The 14499-nt window shown below is 68.0% G+C and carries 15 protein-coding genes; 9 read left to right on the top strand and 6 right to left on the bottom strand.

Annotation, left to right across the window (positions count from 1 at the left end; genetic code table 11):
• Positions 1-38: 38 nt before the first annotated feature.
• Together VF651_03480 and VF651_03475 are read right to left on the bottom strand one after the other, a co-directional pair.
• Positions 39-1472 (bottom strand): M56 family metallopeptidase, encoded by a 1434-nt coding sequence (locus VF651_03480; GenBank protein ID HEX7964760.1) that lies wholly within the window; start codon positions 1470-1472, stop codon positions 39-41.
• On the bottom strand, positions 1469-1879 hold the full coding sequence (locus tag VF651_03475) for a BlaI/MecI/CopY family transcriptional regulator (protein ID HEX7964759.1): 411 nt from the start codon (positions 1877-1879) through the stop codon (positions 1469-1471). The genes VF651_03480 and VF651_03475 overlap by 4 nt, the downstream gene beginning before the upstream one ends.
• A gap of 175 nt (positions 1880-2054) precedes the next feature.
• Between VF651_03475 and VF651_03470 the strand changes: the two genes are divergently transcribed.
• The 6 genes from VF651_03470 to VF651_03445 all read left to right on the top strand — a co-directional run bounded on the left by VF651_03470 (position 2055) and on the right by VF651_03445 (position 7007).
• Complete coding sequence (locus tag VF651_03470; GenBank protein HEX7964758.1) at positions 2055-2378, top strand: hypothetical protein; 324 nt, start codon at positions 2055-2057, stop codon at positions 2376-2378.
• Between the two features lie 76 nt (positions 2379-2454).
• Positions 2455-4125 carry a urocanate hydratase gene (gene hutU / locus VF651_03465; GenBank protein ID HEX7964757.1) on the top strand — a complete coding sequence of 557 codons (1671 nt, stop codon included), beginning with the start codon at positions 2455-2457 and terminating at the stop codon, positions 4123-4125.
• A 24-nt stretch (positions 4126-4149) separates the two neighbouring features.
• On the top strand, positions 4150-4890 hold the full coding sequence (locus VF651_03460) for a 5-oxoprolinase subunit PxpA (protein HEX7964756.1): 741 nt from the start codon (positions 4150-4152) through the stop codon (positions 4888-4890).
• Positions 4891-4901: 11 nt separating this feature from the next.
• Positions 4902-5498 carry an allophanate hydrolase subunit 1 gene (locus VF651_03455; GenBank protein HEX7964755.1) on the top strand — a complete coding sequence of 199 codons (597 nt, stop codon included), beginning with the start codon at positions 4902-4904 and terminating at the stop codon, positions 5496-5498.
• Positions 5495-6517 (top strand): biotin-dependent carboxyltransferase family protein, encoded by a 1023-nt coding sequence (locus VF651_03450; GenBank protein HEX7964754.1) that lies wholly within the window; start codon positions 5495-5497, stop codon positions 6515-6517. The genes VF651_03455 and VF651_03450 overlap by 4 nt, the downstream gene beginning before the upstream one ends.
• 28 nt (positions 6518-6545) lie before the next feature.
• Positions 6546-7007, top strand: coding sequence for a C40 family peptidase (locus VF651_03445; GenBank protein ID HEX7964753.1), 462 nt, complete (start codon positions 6546-6548; stop codon positions 7005-7007).
• A 41-nt stretch (positions 7008-7048) separates the two neighbouring features.
• On the opposite strand, the gene VF651_03440 is transcribed toward VF651_03445, so the two are convergent.
• The 4 genes from VF651_03440 to hutI all read right to left on the bottom strand — a co-directional run bounded on the left by VF651_03440 (position 7049) and on the right by hutI (position 11745).
• Positions 7049-7915: a DUF4382 domain-containing protein gene (locus VF651_03440; protein HEX7964752.1), complete on the bottom strand. Its 867-nt coding sequence runs from the start codon at positions 7913-7915 to the stop codon at positions 7049-7051.
• 30 nt (positions 7916-7945) lie between these two features.
• Entirely contained in the window at positions 7946-8818 is an 873-nt protein-coding gene (locus VF651_03435; GenBank protein ID HEX7964751.1) for a DUF4382 domain-containing protein, read from the bottom strand.
• A 294-nt stretch (positions 8819-9112) separates the two neighbouring features.
• Entirely contained in the window at positions 9113-10639 is a 1527-nt protein-coding gene (hutH, locus tag VF651_03430) for a histidine ammonia-lyase (GenBank protein ID HEX7964750.1), read from the bottom strand.
• Positions 10636-11745 carry an imidazolonepropionase gene (gene hutI / locus VF651_03425; protein HEX7964749.1) on the bottom strand — a complete coding sequence of 370 codons (1110 nt, stop codon included), beginning with the start codon at positions 11743-11745 and terminating at the stop codon, positions 10636-10638. The genes hutH and hutI overlap by 4 nt, the downstream gene beginning before the upstream one ends.
• A gap of 110 nt (positions 11746-11855) precedes the next feature.
• Between hutI and hutF the strand changes: the two genes are divergently transcribed.
• Genes hutF through VF651_03410 form a run of 3 tightly spaced genes read left to right on the top strand, consistent with a single transcriptional unit; the run spans position 11856 to position 14416 of the window.
• Complete coding sequence (hutF, locus tag VF651_03420; protein HEX7964748.1) at positions 11856-13196, top strand: formimidoylglutamate deiminase; 1341 nt, start codon at positions 11856-11858, stop codon at positions 13194-13196.
• A gap of 6 nt (positions 13197-13202) precedes the next feature.
• The gene (locus tag VF651_03415) at positions 13203-14024 is read left to right on the top strand and encodes an N-formylglutamate amidohydrolase (protein HEX7964747.1); all 822 of its coding nucleotides are present in this window, start codon (positions 13203-13205) and stop codon (positions 14022-14024) included.
• Positions 14021-14416: a hypothetical protein gene (locus tag VF651_03410; protein HEX7964746.1), complete on the top strand. Its 396-nt coding sequence runs from the start codon at positions 14021-14023 to the stop codon at positions 14414-14416. Before VF651_03415 ends, VF651_03410 begins: the two co-directional genes overlap by 4 nt.
• The last annotated feature ends 83 nt before the right edge of the window (positions 14417-14499 follow it).

Genomic DNA, 14499 nt, shown 5'->3' with positions numbered 1-14499 from the left:
CCAGAGGGGCCGTTCCAGTCTGAGTCGTCAGGTCGGGGTCAGTTGCAGACCCGCGAGCCGGTGAGCGGCTCGCAGTATTCATGCTCGCCCTTGGGCGCCGGCGCATCCGCGTGGTTCATGTTGATGACCTTGATGGGCGCTGCGGCGCGCTTGCTCGCGACGAACGTCGGGTCGCGCGCATCCACCAGCGTCGCAGCCAGGGACTTACCGCCGATGACCACCGGTTCCATCGGGGCGGCCGCCGCCGTCGCCGAGGCCTGCAAGGGCTCCGGCGGCGAGGTCACTTCACCGAGGAGCGCTGGGGTGAGGCTCCCCTTGCCGGCGAGCCGCGGCAGCCTGCCGGCGGCCGGCAGTTCGGCGCGGGCCTGGGTCGGTGCCAGCAGCGCGCGCTGCACCGTCACCGGTTCGCGGTAGGCGGAGGACTGCAGCAGCTGAGGCATCGGCAGCGTGAAGCCCTGCAGCAGCGGCATCGGCATGTGACGCGCCGAAGCCAGTGCCAGGAAACCACTGAGGCATAGGGCCGAGGCCAGCATCACGCTGGCGAGGCGGGGCGCGGTGGCGGCATGGTGCGGAGTGATGAGCCTCTCCACCCGCAGCGCCAGGTCGCCGCCGTTGATGCCCAGCGCCGGGCTCATGTCGCCGGCGCGCAGGGTCGCGAGGTCGGTGAGGGCGTGCGCGTAGTGCAGCGCATCGCCGCAGGCATGCACCGCCGAATCATCACAGCACAGTTCGCGCTCGCGGCGCGCGTCGCGGGAGATCCAGCGGACCGCCGGGTGGTAGAACAGCAGCGTCTCCACCGCCACCTGCAGCAGGTTCACGAGGTAGTCGTGGCGTCGGATGTGAGACAGCTCATGGGCCAGCACCATCTCCAACTGCAGGGTGGTGAGGCCGGTGAGCGCCGCAGGAGGCAGCAGGATGACGGGCTTGAGCCAGCCCACCACGCAGGGCACCGCGACCCGCGCGGTCACCATGAGGTGGATGCGCACGCGCACGCCCACCTGGGCCGCCAGCCTGGCCACGGTCTCCTGCCAGGCGTCGGGCGCGGCGTGGGAAGCGTGGCGCGTCAGCATGCGCGCCTGATACCAGCCGGCCAGGGACTTGAAACCGAGCAGCGCCACGCCGGCGCTCCAGGCCGGCACCGTCCACGGCACCAGCGGATGCAGCAGGACGCGCAGGCTCTCGCTGAACGTGGCGCTCTGGGGCGGCATGACCGCATGGGTGCCGGCGGCATAGCCGGTGATCGTGTGCACCTCCACCGGCGTTCCCAGGAGGTAGAGGAATGTGATGAGCGGCAGCACCGCCAGCAGCGCCAGGGCGCCAAGGCTCAGCACGTAGCGTGCTTGCGGCGAGGCATCAGCCATGACGCTGCGTAAGCAAGCATAGATCGCCGCCACCAGCAGCCCCTGCCAGAGGAAGTGCAACAGCGTCCATCCAAGGTGGTAGGCGAAGGGAGTATCGAGGAGGGTGTTCATTTGTGCTGCTCCTCCAGTTCGTTGAGCCTGGCCCGGATCATGGCCAGCTCTTCGGCGCTCGCCGGCTTGCCGGAACCGAGCGCCTGCATGACGAGCTCGGCAGCCGAATCCTCGAACACCCGGTGCAGCAACTTGCCGAGGAAGCGCTTCTGGGCCTTGCGCTGGCTGAGGGCGGCTGCGTAGACGTGGGCACGCTCGGAGGCGTCGCGCTTGACCAAGCCCTTCTGGTGCATGATCTGCAGGGTGGTGAGCACGGTGGTGTAGGCAACCGGGTTGCCCTGCGCCAGCACCTCGTGGACCTGGCGGACGGTGCAGTCACCCTGCTGCCAGAGCACGCGCAGGACTTCGAGTTCCGCTTCGGTGGGTTCCGGGACCTGGGTGGCGGGGGCGGGCCGTCTGGGTGACATGTCGGATTTCCCTGTGGCAAGGTGCCGCCCCGGGGGCAGCGCTGTGACTGAGTATAGACCAGCTACTAGAAATCTAGTACACCCCCCTTGCAAAAGCCTGCTGGATGGCTAAAATACTATTCACTTAGTAGATTCCCCATGGGCGTAAGCCCTGAAAAGCCTGGAGAAACCGCTCATGACCAAGTTCGCCCTCGCCTGTGGCCTAGCCCTGTCCCTCGGGATCGCGGCCTGCGCCTCCAATCCTGAGACTCCCGCCCCTGCGGCCGGCAGCAGCGTTGCCCCGGCTTCCGCCAGCGGCACCGCCCCGGCGACGGCCCAGGCTGCTCCTGCCAAGCCCAAGCTGGTGTGCGAGGAGAGCAAGCCGCTGGGCTCGCTGCTGCCACAGCGCATCTGCATGACCCCCGAGGAAGCGGCTGCGCGCCGGAAGGCCGCCCAGGACGCGATACGCAATGCCCAGAATAACAACACCCAGACGAGAGCCAGCAGCAGCGGCGGCTGATGCTCCTCAGGTTCAATGACCCAGACAGGGCCGGGTACAATACCGGCCCTGTCTTTTTGTGCACCAGGATGATCGAGTGGCCACCCGTTTCCGCGACATCGAGCTCCGCGCGCCCACCGGATCCAAGCTGAGCTGCAAGGGCTGGCAGCAGGAAGCCGCGCTGCGCATGCTGCATAACAACCTCGACCCGCAGGTGGCCGAGAACCCCAAGGAACTGGTGGTGTACGGCGGCATCGGCCGTGCCGCCCGCGACTGGGAGAGCTTCGACGCCATCGTGGCGACCCTCAAGCGCCTGGAGGACGATGAGACCCTGCTGATCCAGTCCGGCCGTCCGGTGGGGGTGTTCAAGACCCACGCCGGCGCGCCGCGCGTACTGCTGGCCAACTCCAACCTGGTGGGCAAGTGGGCCGACTGGGACCACTTCTTCGAGCTGGATAAGAAAGGCCTCATGATGTACGGCCAGATGACGGCCGGCTCCTGGATCTACATCGGATCCCAGGGCATCGTGCAGGGCACCTATGAGACCTTCGCCGAGGCGGTGCGGCAGCATTACAAGGGTTCTGCATCGGGCAAGTGGCTGCTCACCGGCGGCTTGGGCGGCATGGGTGGGGCCCAGCCCCTGGCCGCGGTGTTCGCAGGCTTGAACTGCCTGGCGGTGGAGGTGGACGAGAGCCGCATCGACAAGCGTCTAGCGACGGGTTACCTGGACCACAAGGCCACGAGCCTCAAGGATGCGATCGCATACCTCAAGAAGGCGGCGGAGCAGGGCGAGCCCAAATCCGTGGGTCTGCTCGGCAATGCGGCGGAAGTGTTCGAGGAGATACTTAAGGGCGATCACCTGCCTCATCTCGTCACCGACCAGACCTCGGCCCACGACCCCCTGAACGGCTACATCCCCGTGGGTTACTCGCTCGCCAAGGCCGCCGAATTGCGCAAGGCGGACCCCAAGAAATACGTTGAGCTCGCCAAGCAATCCATGGCGCGCCAGGTGCGGGCCATGCTCGGCCTGCAGCAGAAGGGCATCCCCACCTTCGACTACGGCAACAACATCCGTGCCATGGCGCAGGACGCCGGCGTCACCAACGCCTTCGACTTCAAGGGCTTCGTGCCCCTCTATATAAGGCCGCTGTTCTGCGAGGGCATGGGGCCGTTCCGCTGGGCTGCGCTCTCTGGCGACCCGGAGGACATCTACAAGACCGACGCCAAGGCCCGCGAACTGTTCCCGGACATGAAGCACCTGCACCGCTGGCTGGACATGGCCCGCGCGCGTATCAAGTTCCAGGGCTTGCCGGCCCGCATCTGCTGGTTGGGCTACAAGGAACGCCATCGCCTCGGCCTCGCCTTCAACGAGATGGTGCGCAAGGGCGAGCTCAAGGCGCCCATCGTCATCGGCCGCGACCACCTGGACTCGGGCTCGGTGGCTTCGCCCAACCGGGAGACCGAGGGCATGCGGGACGGTACCGACGCGGTGGCGGACTGGCCGATCCTCAATGCGCTGCTCAACACCGCGAGCGGCGCCACCTGGGTGAGCTTCCACCACGGCGGCGGCGTCGGCATGGGCTACTCGCTGCACGCGGGCGTGGTGATCGTGGCTGACGGCAGCGAACGCGCGGAGGAGGCCCTGGCGCGGGTACTGGTGAACGACCCCGGCACCGGGGTGATGCGCCACGCCGACGCGGGCTACGAACGGGCGGTGGAGGTGGCGCGGGAGCGCGGCCTCGACCTGCCGATGTTCGGCACCCGCTGACCGGACCTGAAGCGCGGCGTCGGCATGCGCATCGACCTCAACGCCGACGTGGGGGAGGAGTGCGGCGACGATGCAGCGCTCATCCCGCTCCTCACCAGCGCCAACATCGCCTGCGGCGCCCATGCCGGCGATCCCGGCACCATGCGCCGGACCGTGGAGGCCTGCCTTGCGCACCGCGTCCGCATCGGCGCCCATGTCTCTTATCCCGATCGCGAGCATTTCGGCCGCCGCGACCTGGACCTGCCGCCTGCCGAGGTCGCCACCAGCGTGGCCGGCCAGCTGAACGGGCTCGCCACCATCGCCCGCAGCGCGGGTGCCGAAGTGCGCTATCTCAAGGCCCACGGCGCGCTCTACAACCGCATGGCGGATGACCCCGCCACCGCCGACGCGGTGATCGCCGCGCTCAAGGGTTTCTCTCCCGCGCTCAAGCTCCTCACCCTGCCGGACAGCATGGCCGCGCGCCGCGCCGCCGCCGCAGGCGTGGAAGCGGTGGGGGAGGCCTTCGCCGACCGGGGTTACCGGGACGATGGCCGTCTGCAGCCCCGCGGCGAGCCGGGCGCGTTGCTTACCGATGTCAGCGAAGTCACCTCCCGTGCACTCGCCTGGCTCCGTGGCGGCATGATGCCGAGCGTGGACGGCAAGCCTTTCGAGCTCGCGGCACGTTCCCTGTGCGTGCACGGCGACACACCGGGCGCGGTGGCCATGGCCGCGGCCCTGCGGGAAGCACTCCTGGATGCGGGCGTCGAGCTCGTCGCATTCACATGAAGACGAGTTTCATGGGTGAGGGCGCCCTGCTGATCGAGACCCCGGACGCCGCCGCGGCCCAGGACCTGCGCCGCGCGCTGCTCGGAGCCTCGCTGCCCGGGTTGCGGCAACTGGCGCCAGGCCAGGCGTCGCTGCTCGTCGAAGCGGACCCGTTGCTCACGGACCTGGAGGCGCTGGCCGCGCGGTTGCCGGAACTCGCGCGCGCAACGCCGGCTGCGCCGGAACCCCGCCTGCACGAGTTCACGGTGCGGTATCACGGCGAGGACCTCGCTGCCTGCGCGAAGCGGCTCGGTATCGAGGCGGCGGAATTGGTGCGCCGCCACGCGGCGCCGCTCTACACCGTCGCGTTCCTGGGCTTCGCGCCGGGTTTCCCTTACCTCACCGGCCTGGACGCGGGACTCAAGCTGCCGCGCCGCACCGATCCCCGCACCCGCGTGCCGGCCGGCAGCGTCGCCATGGCCGATGAATTCACCGGCATCTATCCCGAGGCGACGCCCGGCGGCTGGCACCTGCTGGGCCGCTGCGATGCCTCGCTCTTCGATGCCGCCCGCGCCGTGCCTGCGCTGCTCGCCCCCGGCGACCGGGTGCGCTTCAGGCCCGCGCCATGATCGAGGTCATCCGGCCGGGCCTGCTGTCCACCATCCAGGACTTTGGGCGCTTGGGTCATGCGCATCTGGGCGTGCCGGAGGCGGGGGCCGTCGACCGTTTCGACCTGCGCGTCGCCAACCGTCTGGTGGGCAACCCGGATGGCGCGGCGGGACTGGAGATGACGGAGGAGGGTGCGACGCTGCGCTTTGCGTGCGATTCACGTGTGGCCCTCTGCGGGGGTGCGATGGAAGTGCTGTTGGACGGTGCGCCGGTCCCCATGTACCAGACCTTGGCGGTGAAAGCCGGCAGCGAGCTCGCCTGCGGGCGCATCTTCACCGGCTGGCGCAGCTACCTCGCGGTGGCCGGCGGCATCGACATGCCGGTGCTGTTGGGGAGCCGCTCCAGCGATACCCTCGCGGGGCTCGGGCCGCCGGCGCTCGCGGCGGGCATGCGTCTTGCCGTCGGGACGCCAGTCAGGGAAGAGGCCGCGTACCTGCGATCGCCTCCTGAGTACAGGCGGTCAGTGCGGCTGCGCACGCTGCCCGGACCGCAGCAGGATTGGTTCACGCCGGATGCGCGACTCGCACTGCGCAGTTCCGTCTACCGGGTGTCCAAGATGGGCGACCGCACCGGTGTGCGCCTGGAAGGCCAGGCGCTCACGCGTGGATGGGAGGGTGAACTGCCTTCCATGGGCATGGTGAGCGGTGCGCTGCAGGTGCCATCGTCAGGCCAGCCCATCGCGCTGCTCGCCAACCATGGCACCACCGGCGGCTATCCCGTGATCGCAGTAGTGATCGGCGCGGACCTGCCGCGCCTGGCGCAGCTCGCGCCCGGCATGGAGGTATGCTTCATGGATGTGAGCCGTGCCGATGCGCTTGCGGCACTCCGCGAACAGGAGGAGAGACTCGTGCAGGACATAATCCCGGCGGATGAGGGGCTGCTGGCGGCCCGCGCCCTGATGCGCCTCGCCGGGACCCACGCGAGCCTCAAGCAGGCCGCGCTGTCTGATGGACAGCGGCGCATACGCATCCGCAAGTAGCCGGAAGCGCCCTCTATATAATGGGGGCGTGAAGACCCTCACGGTCACGCTCATGATGATCTCGCTGCTCGGCGGCTGTGCCGAATGGCCGGAGCCCGGTGCGGCCGTGGCGGCTACACCCCGCGAGGTGGATCTGGGCAAGCGGGTGACGGCCCTCGCCGAACAGCAGGTGGGCGTGCCCTACGTCTACGGCGGCCACAGCCCCCTGGGCTTCGACTGCAGCGGCCTCGTCTACTACTCCTATGGCAGGTTGGGCGTGAGCCTGCCCCGCACCGCCCAGGCCCAGTACGACCACACCCGGCGCGTGCCGCGCGCGGACCTCGAACCCGGCGATCTTGTGTTCTTCTTCGGCGGGACGGCGATGCATGTGGGGATCTACACGGGGGATGGCTGGTTCATCCACGCGCCCGAGACCGGCAAGCCGGTGGCTGGCGCATGGATGAACGCCGGATACTGGAACGAGCACTACGTTGGTGCCGGCCGCCCTTAAGCTGCTGCCCCGCTCATGACGCTCAGAGAGTTTGCTTTCTCTTAGTGCAGCGCTGTGAGGATGGTGTTGCCGGCTATGGCCTGCACCGTGCCCACCGAGTCGAAGCTCACCGCGTCTGCGAGGCTGGGATCGTCGTTCCCCGCATCGCAGGTGAAGGCGAGGGTGTAGAACCCTGCCGGGAGATAGGCGGCGGTGAAGCGGTAGGTGCCGAAGCGCGTCTCGAGCTTCACCGGCGCCTCGGTCACGGGCTGCGGCGCGGAGCCGGAGCTGTCCAGGCCTGCCGGAGCAGCCACGTCGCCCCGGTACACATATACCACCGGCACGCAGCCGGCTGCGGCAGCGAGGCTCGGCAGCACCGAGCCGACGATGTTGCCGGCGGCACGCTCGTCCAGCATGCGCAGCACCGGACTGAGGCGGAAGTCGCTGGAGGCGCTGGCGGGCGGCAGTACCGAGCGGCGCGCGTCGAAGTCCACGATGAAGGGGCTGCTCTCGTCGGCCTTGACGTCGAATCCGCCGGCGATCCGCAGGCCGGTGCCCGATGCCAGCACCAGGCCGTGCTTGCCGTTCGCATCCACCACATAGGAATCCTTCGCGCCTGGCGTGGCGCTAACCTCGAGTTCCAGCCATTCATAGTGGCCGGCGGGCAGGGTCAGGTTGTGCAGCAGGGGCGCGCTGGCGCCACCCTGCAGCTCGGCGAGGTCGACCTGTACGCTTCGAGGGAAGATGTACTGGATGGCCGCGGCACCGGCGGGTTTCACGCGCACACCGGTGAAGGCCACCACCACGCTGCTGGCGCCGTCTGCCGGCGCGTCGGTGAGGTCGATGCCGATGCGCCCACTGCCGCTCTCGCCGTTGCAGCCGGCGAGCGCCGATAGGCCCAGGGCCAGGAGGATGCGGATGTGCTTCATGGCAGGTCTCCTTACTGCCTTGAGTCTAGCTCAATGCAGCGCGATGAAACTCGTGACCAGTGGCTGTACCGAGGTGTGGGTCACGGAGGCGAACTTTATGTCATTGGGCTGATTCGCGACGTCCAGCGTGGACTGGCAGGTGAACGCCACGGTGTAGTCTCCCACCGGCAGGAAACCGACGGTGAAGTTGTAGTTGCCGGTGGTGGCATTGAGGCCCACCAGTGCGGTGCCGAGGGGCTGCTGGTGGGTGGGGTCGTCGATGTCCACGTCGGTGGGCGTGACGTCGCCGCTATACACGTATACCGCCGGAGACAGGCAGGTGATGAGCGCGGAGTCCACGCTCCCGGTGATGGTGCCGGAGCGCTCGTTCTCCACCGCACGGATGGAGGGGATCAGCTGGTATTTCGTCGGGTCGTCCGGGTCCTGGATGATGGACTTGCGCAGGTCGACGTCCATGGTCAGGTTCACCGTGCCGCCGCTGGCGATGGTGAAATCGATGGGGATGTCCACCTTGGAGGAGACCCCCGCCGGTATATACAGGATGTGAAGGCCATCGGGCAGGGTGATGTTGGACTGGGCGGTGTTAGGGTCTGCCGCCAGGGTCACCTGCAGGTTCGTGTAATGCCCCGGGGTGACCTGCAGTCCGGCCAGCACGGTAGCGGAGATGCCGCCCTGGAGCTGGAACACATCCACGCTGCTGGCGGGCTTGATGTTGATCTTGAAGGGGGCGACCTTGGGCCCGCTGAACTCGATCTTGGCGAAGCTGATGTTGACCGAGGTGGCCAGGTCCAACGGCGCATCGGTGATCGCCAAGCTGACACCGTTGATGGTGTTGCCGCCGCAACTCACGAGCAATAGGGTGGGGAGCGCCAGGGCGGCGATCTTCAGCATCCGGTTCAGCATGGATTCTCCAGGTCTTGGGCGAGGCGGGACTGTCACTCGAGGGGTTAACGACCGCCGGGCAGCGCAGTTTACCTTGGGGTTGACGCGCTGTCCGCAGGTCCGGGGTCGCGCAAAAAAGAGGGGCCTCTCGTCAAAGGGGGAAAACGAGAGGCCCCGGACTCCCCCGCGTTGCGCGAAGGCGTCTTAAACGCTTCAAAACGAGTATAGAGGAAAACCGGCGTTATGTCTGTTTTAAGACATAAATCTAGAACGAGTCCGGACGCCCTGTCCGGCTTGAGAAACCGGGGTGAATGCTTAGAGCGCTAACCGTGTGAAGGCCGGGACAGACTCCGCCAGCAGGGAGCCGTCCAAGAGGGCAGCAGCCAGCCGCGTGATGTCGCCATCCAGCCGCCGGTCGCCCTGGGTACCTGGGGCCCGGCGGCGGATAGCCGCCTGCACCGGTTCGAGCTCGGCGGTGGTCCGGGAAGGGCGCTGCAGGTCGATGGCTTCGGCCGCCGCCAGGGCTTCCACCGCCAGGATGTGGCTCAGGTTCGCGAGGACCCGTCCGAGTTTCACCCCCGCCCAGGGCGCCATGCTCACGTGGTCTTCCTGGCCGGCGGAGGTGGGTACCGTGTCAGCCGAGGCCGGATGGGCCAGGGTCTTGTTCTCGGAGGTGAGCGCCGCCGCGGTGACGTGCGCGATCATGAAGCCCGATTCCACGCCCGGATCCCGAGCCAGGAACATGGGCAGGCGCGGATTCACCTTCTTCAGCAAGAGGTCGATGCGCCGCTCGCAGATGTTGCCGAGCTCGGTGGCGGCTACCGCCATGAAGTCCGAGACGAAAGCGAGGGCCTCGGCATGGAAGTTGCCGCCCGAGAGCACGTCTTCGCCGAAGATCAGCGGGTTGTCCGAGACGCTGTTGAGCTCGCGCTCCAGCACGCCGCTGGCGTGTTTCAGGGTGTCCCACACCGCGCCGTACACCTGCGGCATGCAACGCAGGGCATAGGGGTCCTGCACGCGGTCGCAGCCCTGATGGCTCTTCCAGATGTCGCTGCCTGTGAGCAGGCCGCGGAACAGTTCCGCTACCTTCATCTGGCCGTGCATGTTGCGCGCCTTGTGGATGCGCGCGTCGAAGGGGCTGTAGCTGCCGGCCAGGGCTTCTACAGTCAGTGCCCCGATTACGATAGACCCGGCCAATGCCGCCTCGGCGCCGAACAGGCCCTGCAGCGCCAGCGCCGCGCTGAGCTGGGTGCCGTTCAGGAGTGCCAGCCCCTCCTTGGCTTCGAGCTGCACCGGCTTCGCGCCGGCGGCCTTCAGCACCGCTTCGCCCTCCAGCAGCTTGCCCTGGTGGATCGCTTCACCTTCCCCGATCAGCGCCAGCGTCATGTGCGCGAGGGGTGCGAGATCGCCGGAGGCGCCGACCGAGCCTTGCGACGGGATCACCGGCAACACATCGTGGTTGAGCAGCGCGAGGAGCGTGTCCACCACCTCGGGACGGATGCCGGAGTTGCCGATGGCGAGGCTGTTGGCCTTGAGCAGCAAGATGCGCCGCACCACCGATGCCGGCAGCGGCTCGCCCACGCCGCAGGCGTGGCTGCGCACCAGGTTGTACTGGAGCTGCGTGAGGCGGTCGCGGGAGATGCGCTCGCGTGCCAGGGCGCCGAAGCCGGTGTTGATGCCGTAGCACACCTGGTTGGTGTCGATGACCTTGCGCACCGTGTCCACGCTCGCCTGCATCGCGCGGCGGGCATGCTCGCCGAGTATCGCTTGGGGGCGGCGCACGTCGAAGTCCCGCAGGTCCGCGAGCTTGAGATCCGCGCCGGTGAGCGTGAGGCTGGTCATGCGGGCTTTCCCTTGAAGAAGCGCCGGGCGGGCTTGAGGCCGCCGAGCTGGTAGCTGAGGTAACCGGGCGCCGGCAGGTCCCAGAGGCAGAAATCCGCGTCCAGCCCCGGCGCGAGGGCGCCGATTCTACCCTCCCGGCCGAGTGCGCGCGCGGCGTTCACCGTGACCCCCGCCAGGACCTCATCCGCGGTGAGGCCGAACAGGAGTCCGGCCATGTGCATGGCGGTGAGCAGGCTGGCCACCGGCGAGGTGCCGGGGTTGAGGTCCGTGGCCACGGCCATCGGCACCCTGTGCTTGCGCAGGAGATCCACCGGCGGTTTATGGGTCTCCTTGAGGAAATAGAAGGTGCCCGGCATCAGCACCGCCACAGTGCCGCGCTCACCCATGGCGGCGGCATCCGTCTCCACGGTGTATTCCAGGTGGTCGCAGGAGAGGGCGCCCAGCTCCGCGGCGCGGCGGGTGGCCCCCAGGTTCGAGAGCTGGTCGGTGTGGGCGCGCAGCTTGAGGCCGAGCTTCGCCGCCTTCTCCGCCAGGCGCTCCAGGTCGGCCACGCTGAAGGCGATGTGTTCCACATAGATGTCCACCGCGTCCGCCAGGCGTTCCTCAGCCACCGCCGGCAGCATCTTCTCCAGCACCTGCTCGAGGTAGTCCTCGCGCTCCGTGCCGGGCGGCACGGTGTGGGCGCCGATGAAAGTGGCGGTCACGTCCATGGGGATATGGCGGGGCAGGGCGCGGATGGCCCGCAACATCTTGAGCTCGTTCTCCAGGTCCAGGCCGTAGCCGCTCTTGATCTCGATGGCAGTGACGCCCTCGGCACGCAGCGCTTCCAGCCGCGGCAGCGTCTCCTCGATGAGCTGGGCCTCGCTCGCCATGCGCACCGCCTTCACGGTGCTGATGATGCCGCCGCCCGCCTTGGAGATGTCCGCATAGCTCGCGCCCTGCATCTTGAGCAGGTGCTCGCCCATGCGGTCGCCCGCGTAGAGGGCATGGGTATGGCAGTCCACGAAACCCGGCAGCAGCAGCATGCCCTCGGCATCCAGCTGTTCCCGTGCCGGTGCGTCCTCGGGGCATCCCACCGCGGCCACTTTCCCGGCGTCTATCGCCAAGGTCGAGGCCGGGACTGCGCCCGTCGTTGGGGTATATACCCTAGCGTTTTTGATCAGCAGGTCATGCACAATGCACGGCTCCCGGGGGTTTCATATGAGAACATATAAGTATGCAGACCCGTCTGGCGTTTGAATACGTCCTCACTCCCCAGGGTATCGTCCGCGACCAGGCGCTGGTGGTGGGCGCGGACGGGCGTATCGAACGGCTGGAACCCGCCAGCGGTCCCCATGACGGCTTCCTCGCGGTCCCCGGCATCCCCAATGCCCACAGCCACGCCTTCCAGCGGGCCCTCGCCGGCTATGGCGAAGTGCCCGGTGCAAGAGGCGGGGAGGACTCCTTCTGGAGCTGGCGCGAGGCCATGTACCGCCTCGCCAGCCGCGTGACTCCCGAGGACATGTTCGTGATCGCCCGCGAGGCTTTCTTCGACATGCTGCGGGGCGGTTTCACCAGCGTAGCCGAGTTCCACTACCTGCATCACCTGCCGGATGGACGCCCCGGTGCCGAGATGGGCCGGGCGGTGATCGACGCTGCGCGCGAAGTGGGCATCCGCCTGCGTCTTCTTCCGGTGTTCTACCAGGCAGGCGGTTTCGGCAAGCCGGCGCGGGATGAGCAGCAGCGCTTCGTGCACCGCAGCGTGGAGGATTTCTGCGGCCTGCTGGCGGAATTGAAGGATGTGGAGCTCGGGCTCGCGCCACACTCGTTGCGGGCGGTGCCACCGGAGCTCCTGCGGCCGCTGGTGGAAGGCGCGCGCAAGGTGATGGGTGACGGCGCGCCCATCCACATCCACATCAGTGAGCAGCGCCGCGAGGTGGAGGAATGCCAGGCCGCCTATGGCGCCACGCCCATCGAGGTGCTGGCGCGGCACGTCGAGCTGGATGCCCGCTGGAACCTCGTCCACGCCACCCACGCGAGCGCCGCGGAATGCGCGCGGGTGCGCGAGGCGGACGCGAGCGTGGTGCTCTGTCCGATCACCGAGGCCTATCTCGGTGACGGCCTGTTCGCTGCCGACGAGTTCGTGTCCCAAGGTGGACGCATCGCAGTCGGCTCCGACAGCAATTGTCGCATCGACGGCATCGAGGAGCTGCGTCTGTTAGAGTACGGCCAGCGCCTGCGGACCGAACGGCGCGCCCGCTTCGCGACCCGCGAAGGCCTGGGCAACCCCCTGTGGCAGCAAGCCTGCCGCGGCGGCGCCGCGGCGCTGGGGCACTCCAGCGGCGCGCTCGCGCCCGGACACTATGCCGACGTGGTGGCCTTCCACCGCGACGCGGCCCCGTTGCGCGGCCATGACGCCGACAGCTTCATGGATGCACTGGTGATCGGCGGCAGCCGCGCCGACATCAGCGACGTCTACGTGGGTGGGCAAAGGCGCATGCGCGGGGGTGTATGCCATGGAGCGGAAGAGAGCGCTCGCGCGTTCGGCCGGGCCATGCTGCGGCTCAACTCCGTGTGAGGAAGCATGAAGATAAGTTCATTCCACGTCCGTGACGCCAGCACCGTCGAGGTGCCCATCGTCGTCAGCATCCCGCACACCGGCATCTACGTGCCGGAGTCCATCCGCGCCGAGTTCGCCTCCAGCTATATCCGCAGCCTGCCGATGACAGACTGGTACCTGCACCACCTCTACGACTTCCTGCCGTCCCTCGGCATCACCACCATCTATGCCACCTACAGCCGCTTCGTGGCGGACCTGAACCGGCCGCCGGACGACAAGCCGCTCTATCCCGGCCGCTACGAGACCGGCATGGTGGCGAGCAAGACCTTCTGGGGCGAGGACATCTACCAGACCCCGCCTTCCGCCGAGGAGATCGAGCGGCGCCGCACCATGGTGTACCAGCCCTACCACGCGCGCCTCCTGGAACTCCTGCAGAGCCGCATCACGCGCTTCGGCGGCGTGGTGCTCATAGATGCCCACAGCGTCTCCTCGAAACCGAACCTGCTGCACGCCAAGCTGGAGCACGACATCTACCTCGGCGACCGGGATGGCAAGAGCAACTCCGGCTGGCTCACCGCCGCGGTGGAGCATGGCTTCACCGCTGCCGGCCGCACCGTGCGCCGCAACAACCCTTACAAGGGCGGTTACATCACCGAACACTACGGTCAGATACCGCGGGTCGCGGCACTGCAGCTCGAGATGCGCTGGGGCCTGTACCTGGACGAGGCCTATCCCGACCGCACTCCGATGACCAATTCCAAGTTCACGGGCTTCAAGGAAGTGATGCGGGAAGTGTTCGCGGGGCTGATCGCCGAGATCCACAAGCGCAGGCAGGTGAGCAAATGAACGCACGACTCGGCCTTCTGTCCGCCGCGGTGCTGGTCCTCGCGGCCTGCCAGAGCGTCAGCGATCCCTATGCGGCGGATGGCGGCCCGGTGCAGCTCAGCTGTCCCGGCAGCCTGCCGGCGCCGGGTGCACCCCCGCTCAAGGACAGCCTGAGCCCGCTCGCGCCGGGCGTCGAGCTTGAGATCCGCAAGCTGTCGCCGCAGGCGCCTGTGCGGCTGACGCTGCCGGAAGGCAAGCCCGGCGATGAGTTCAACTACGCCTGGAAGGAAGCGAGCGCGGGCCCGGGACGCCTGCCCGGCACCTGGCTCTGCCGCGTGAGCTGGCAGTACGACGGCAACCTGTGGCAGCTGATGCACCTCGACGCGCAATGGGTGGGAGGGGCCGAGCGATAGCTCGGCCGCGAGACAGGGATGTCGAGCTGGGGCCCCGACCCGCCAGGGACGGCAAGACTCTCAACCTGCAAAAGAAATCGAAA

This window comes from Gammaproteobacteria bacterium, assembly GCA_036383255.1.
Classification (GTDB): domain Bacteria; phylum Pseudomonadota; class Gammaproteobacteria; order Natronospirales; family REEB76; genus DASUBN01.
Note: the sequence above shows the minus strand (reverse complement) of the source record. Positions and strands in the feature narration are given on the sequence as shown.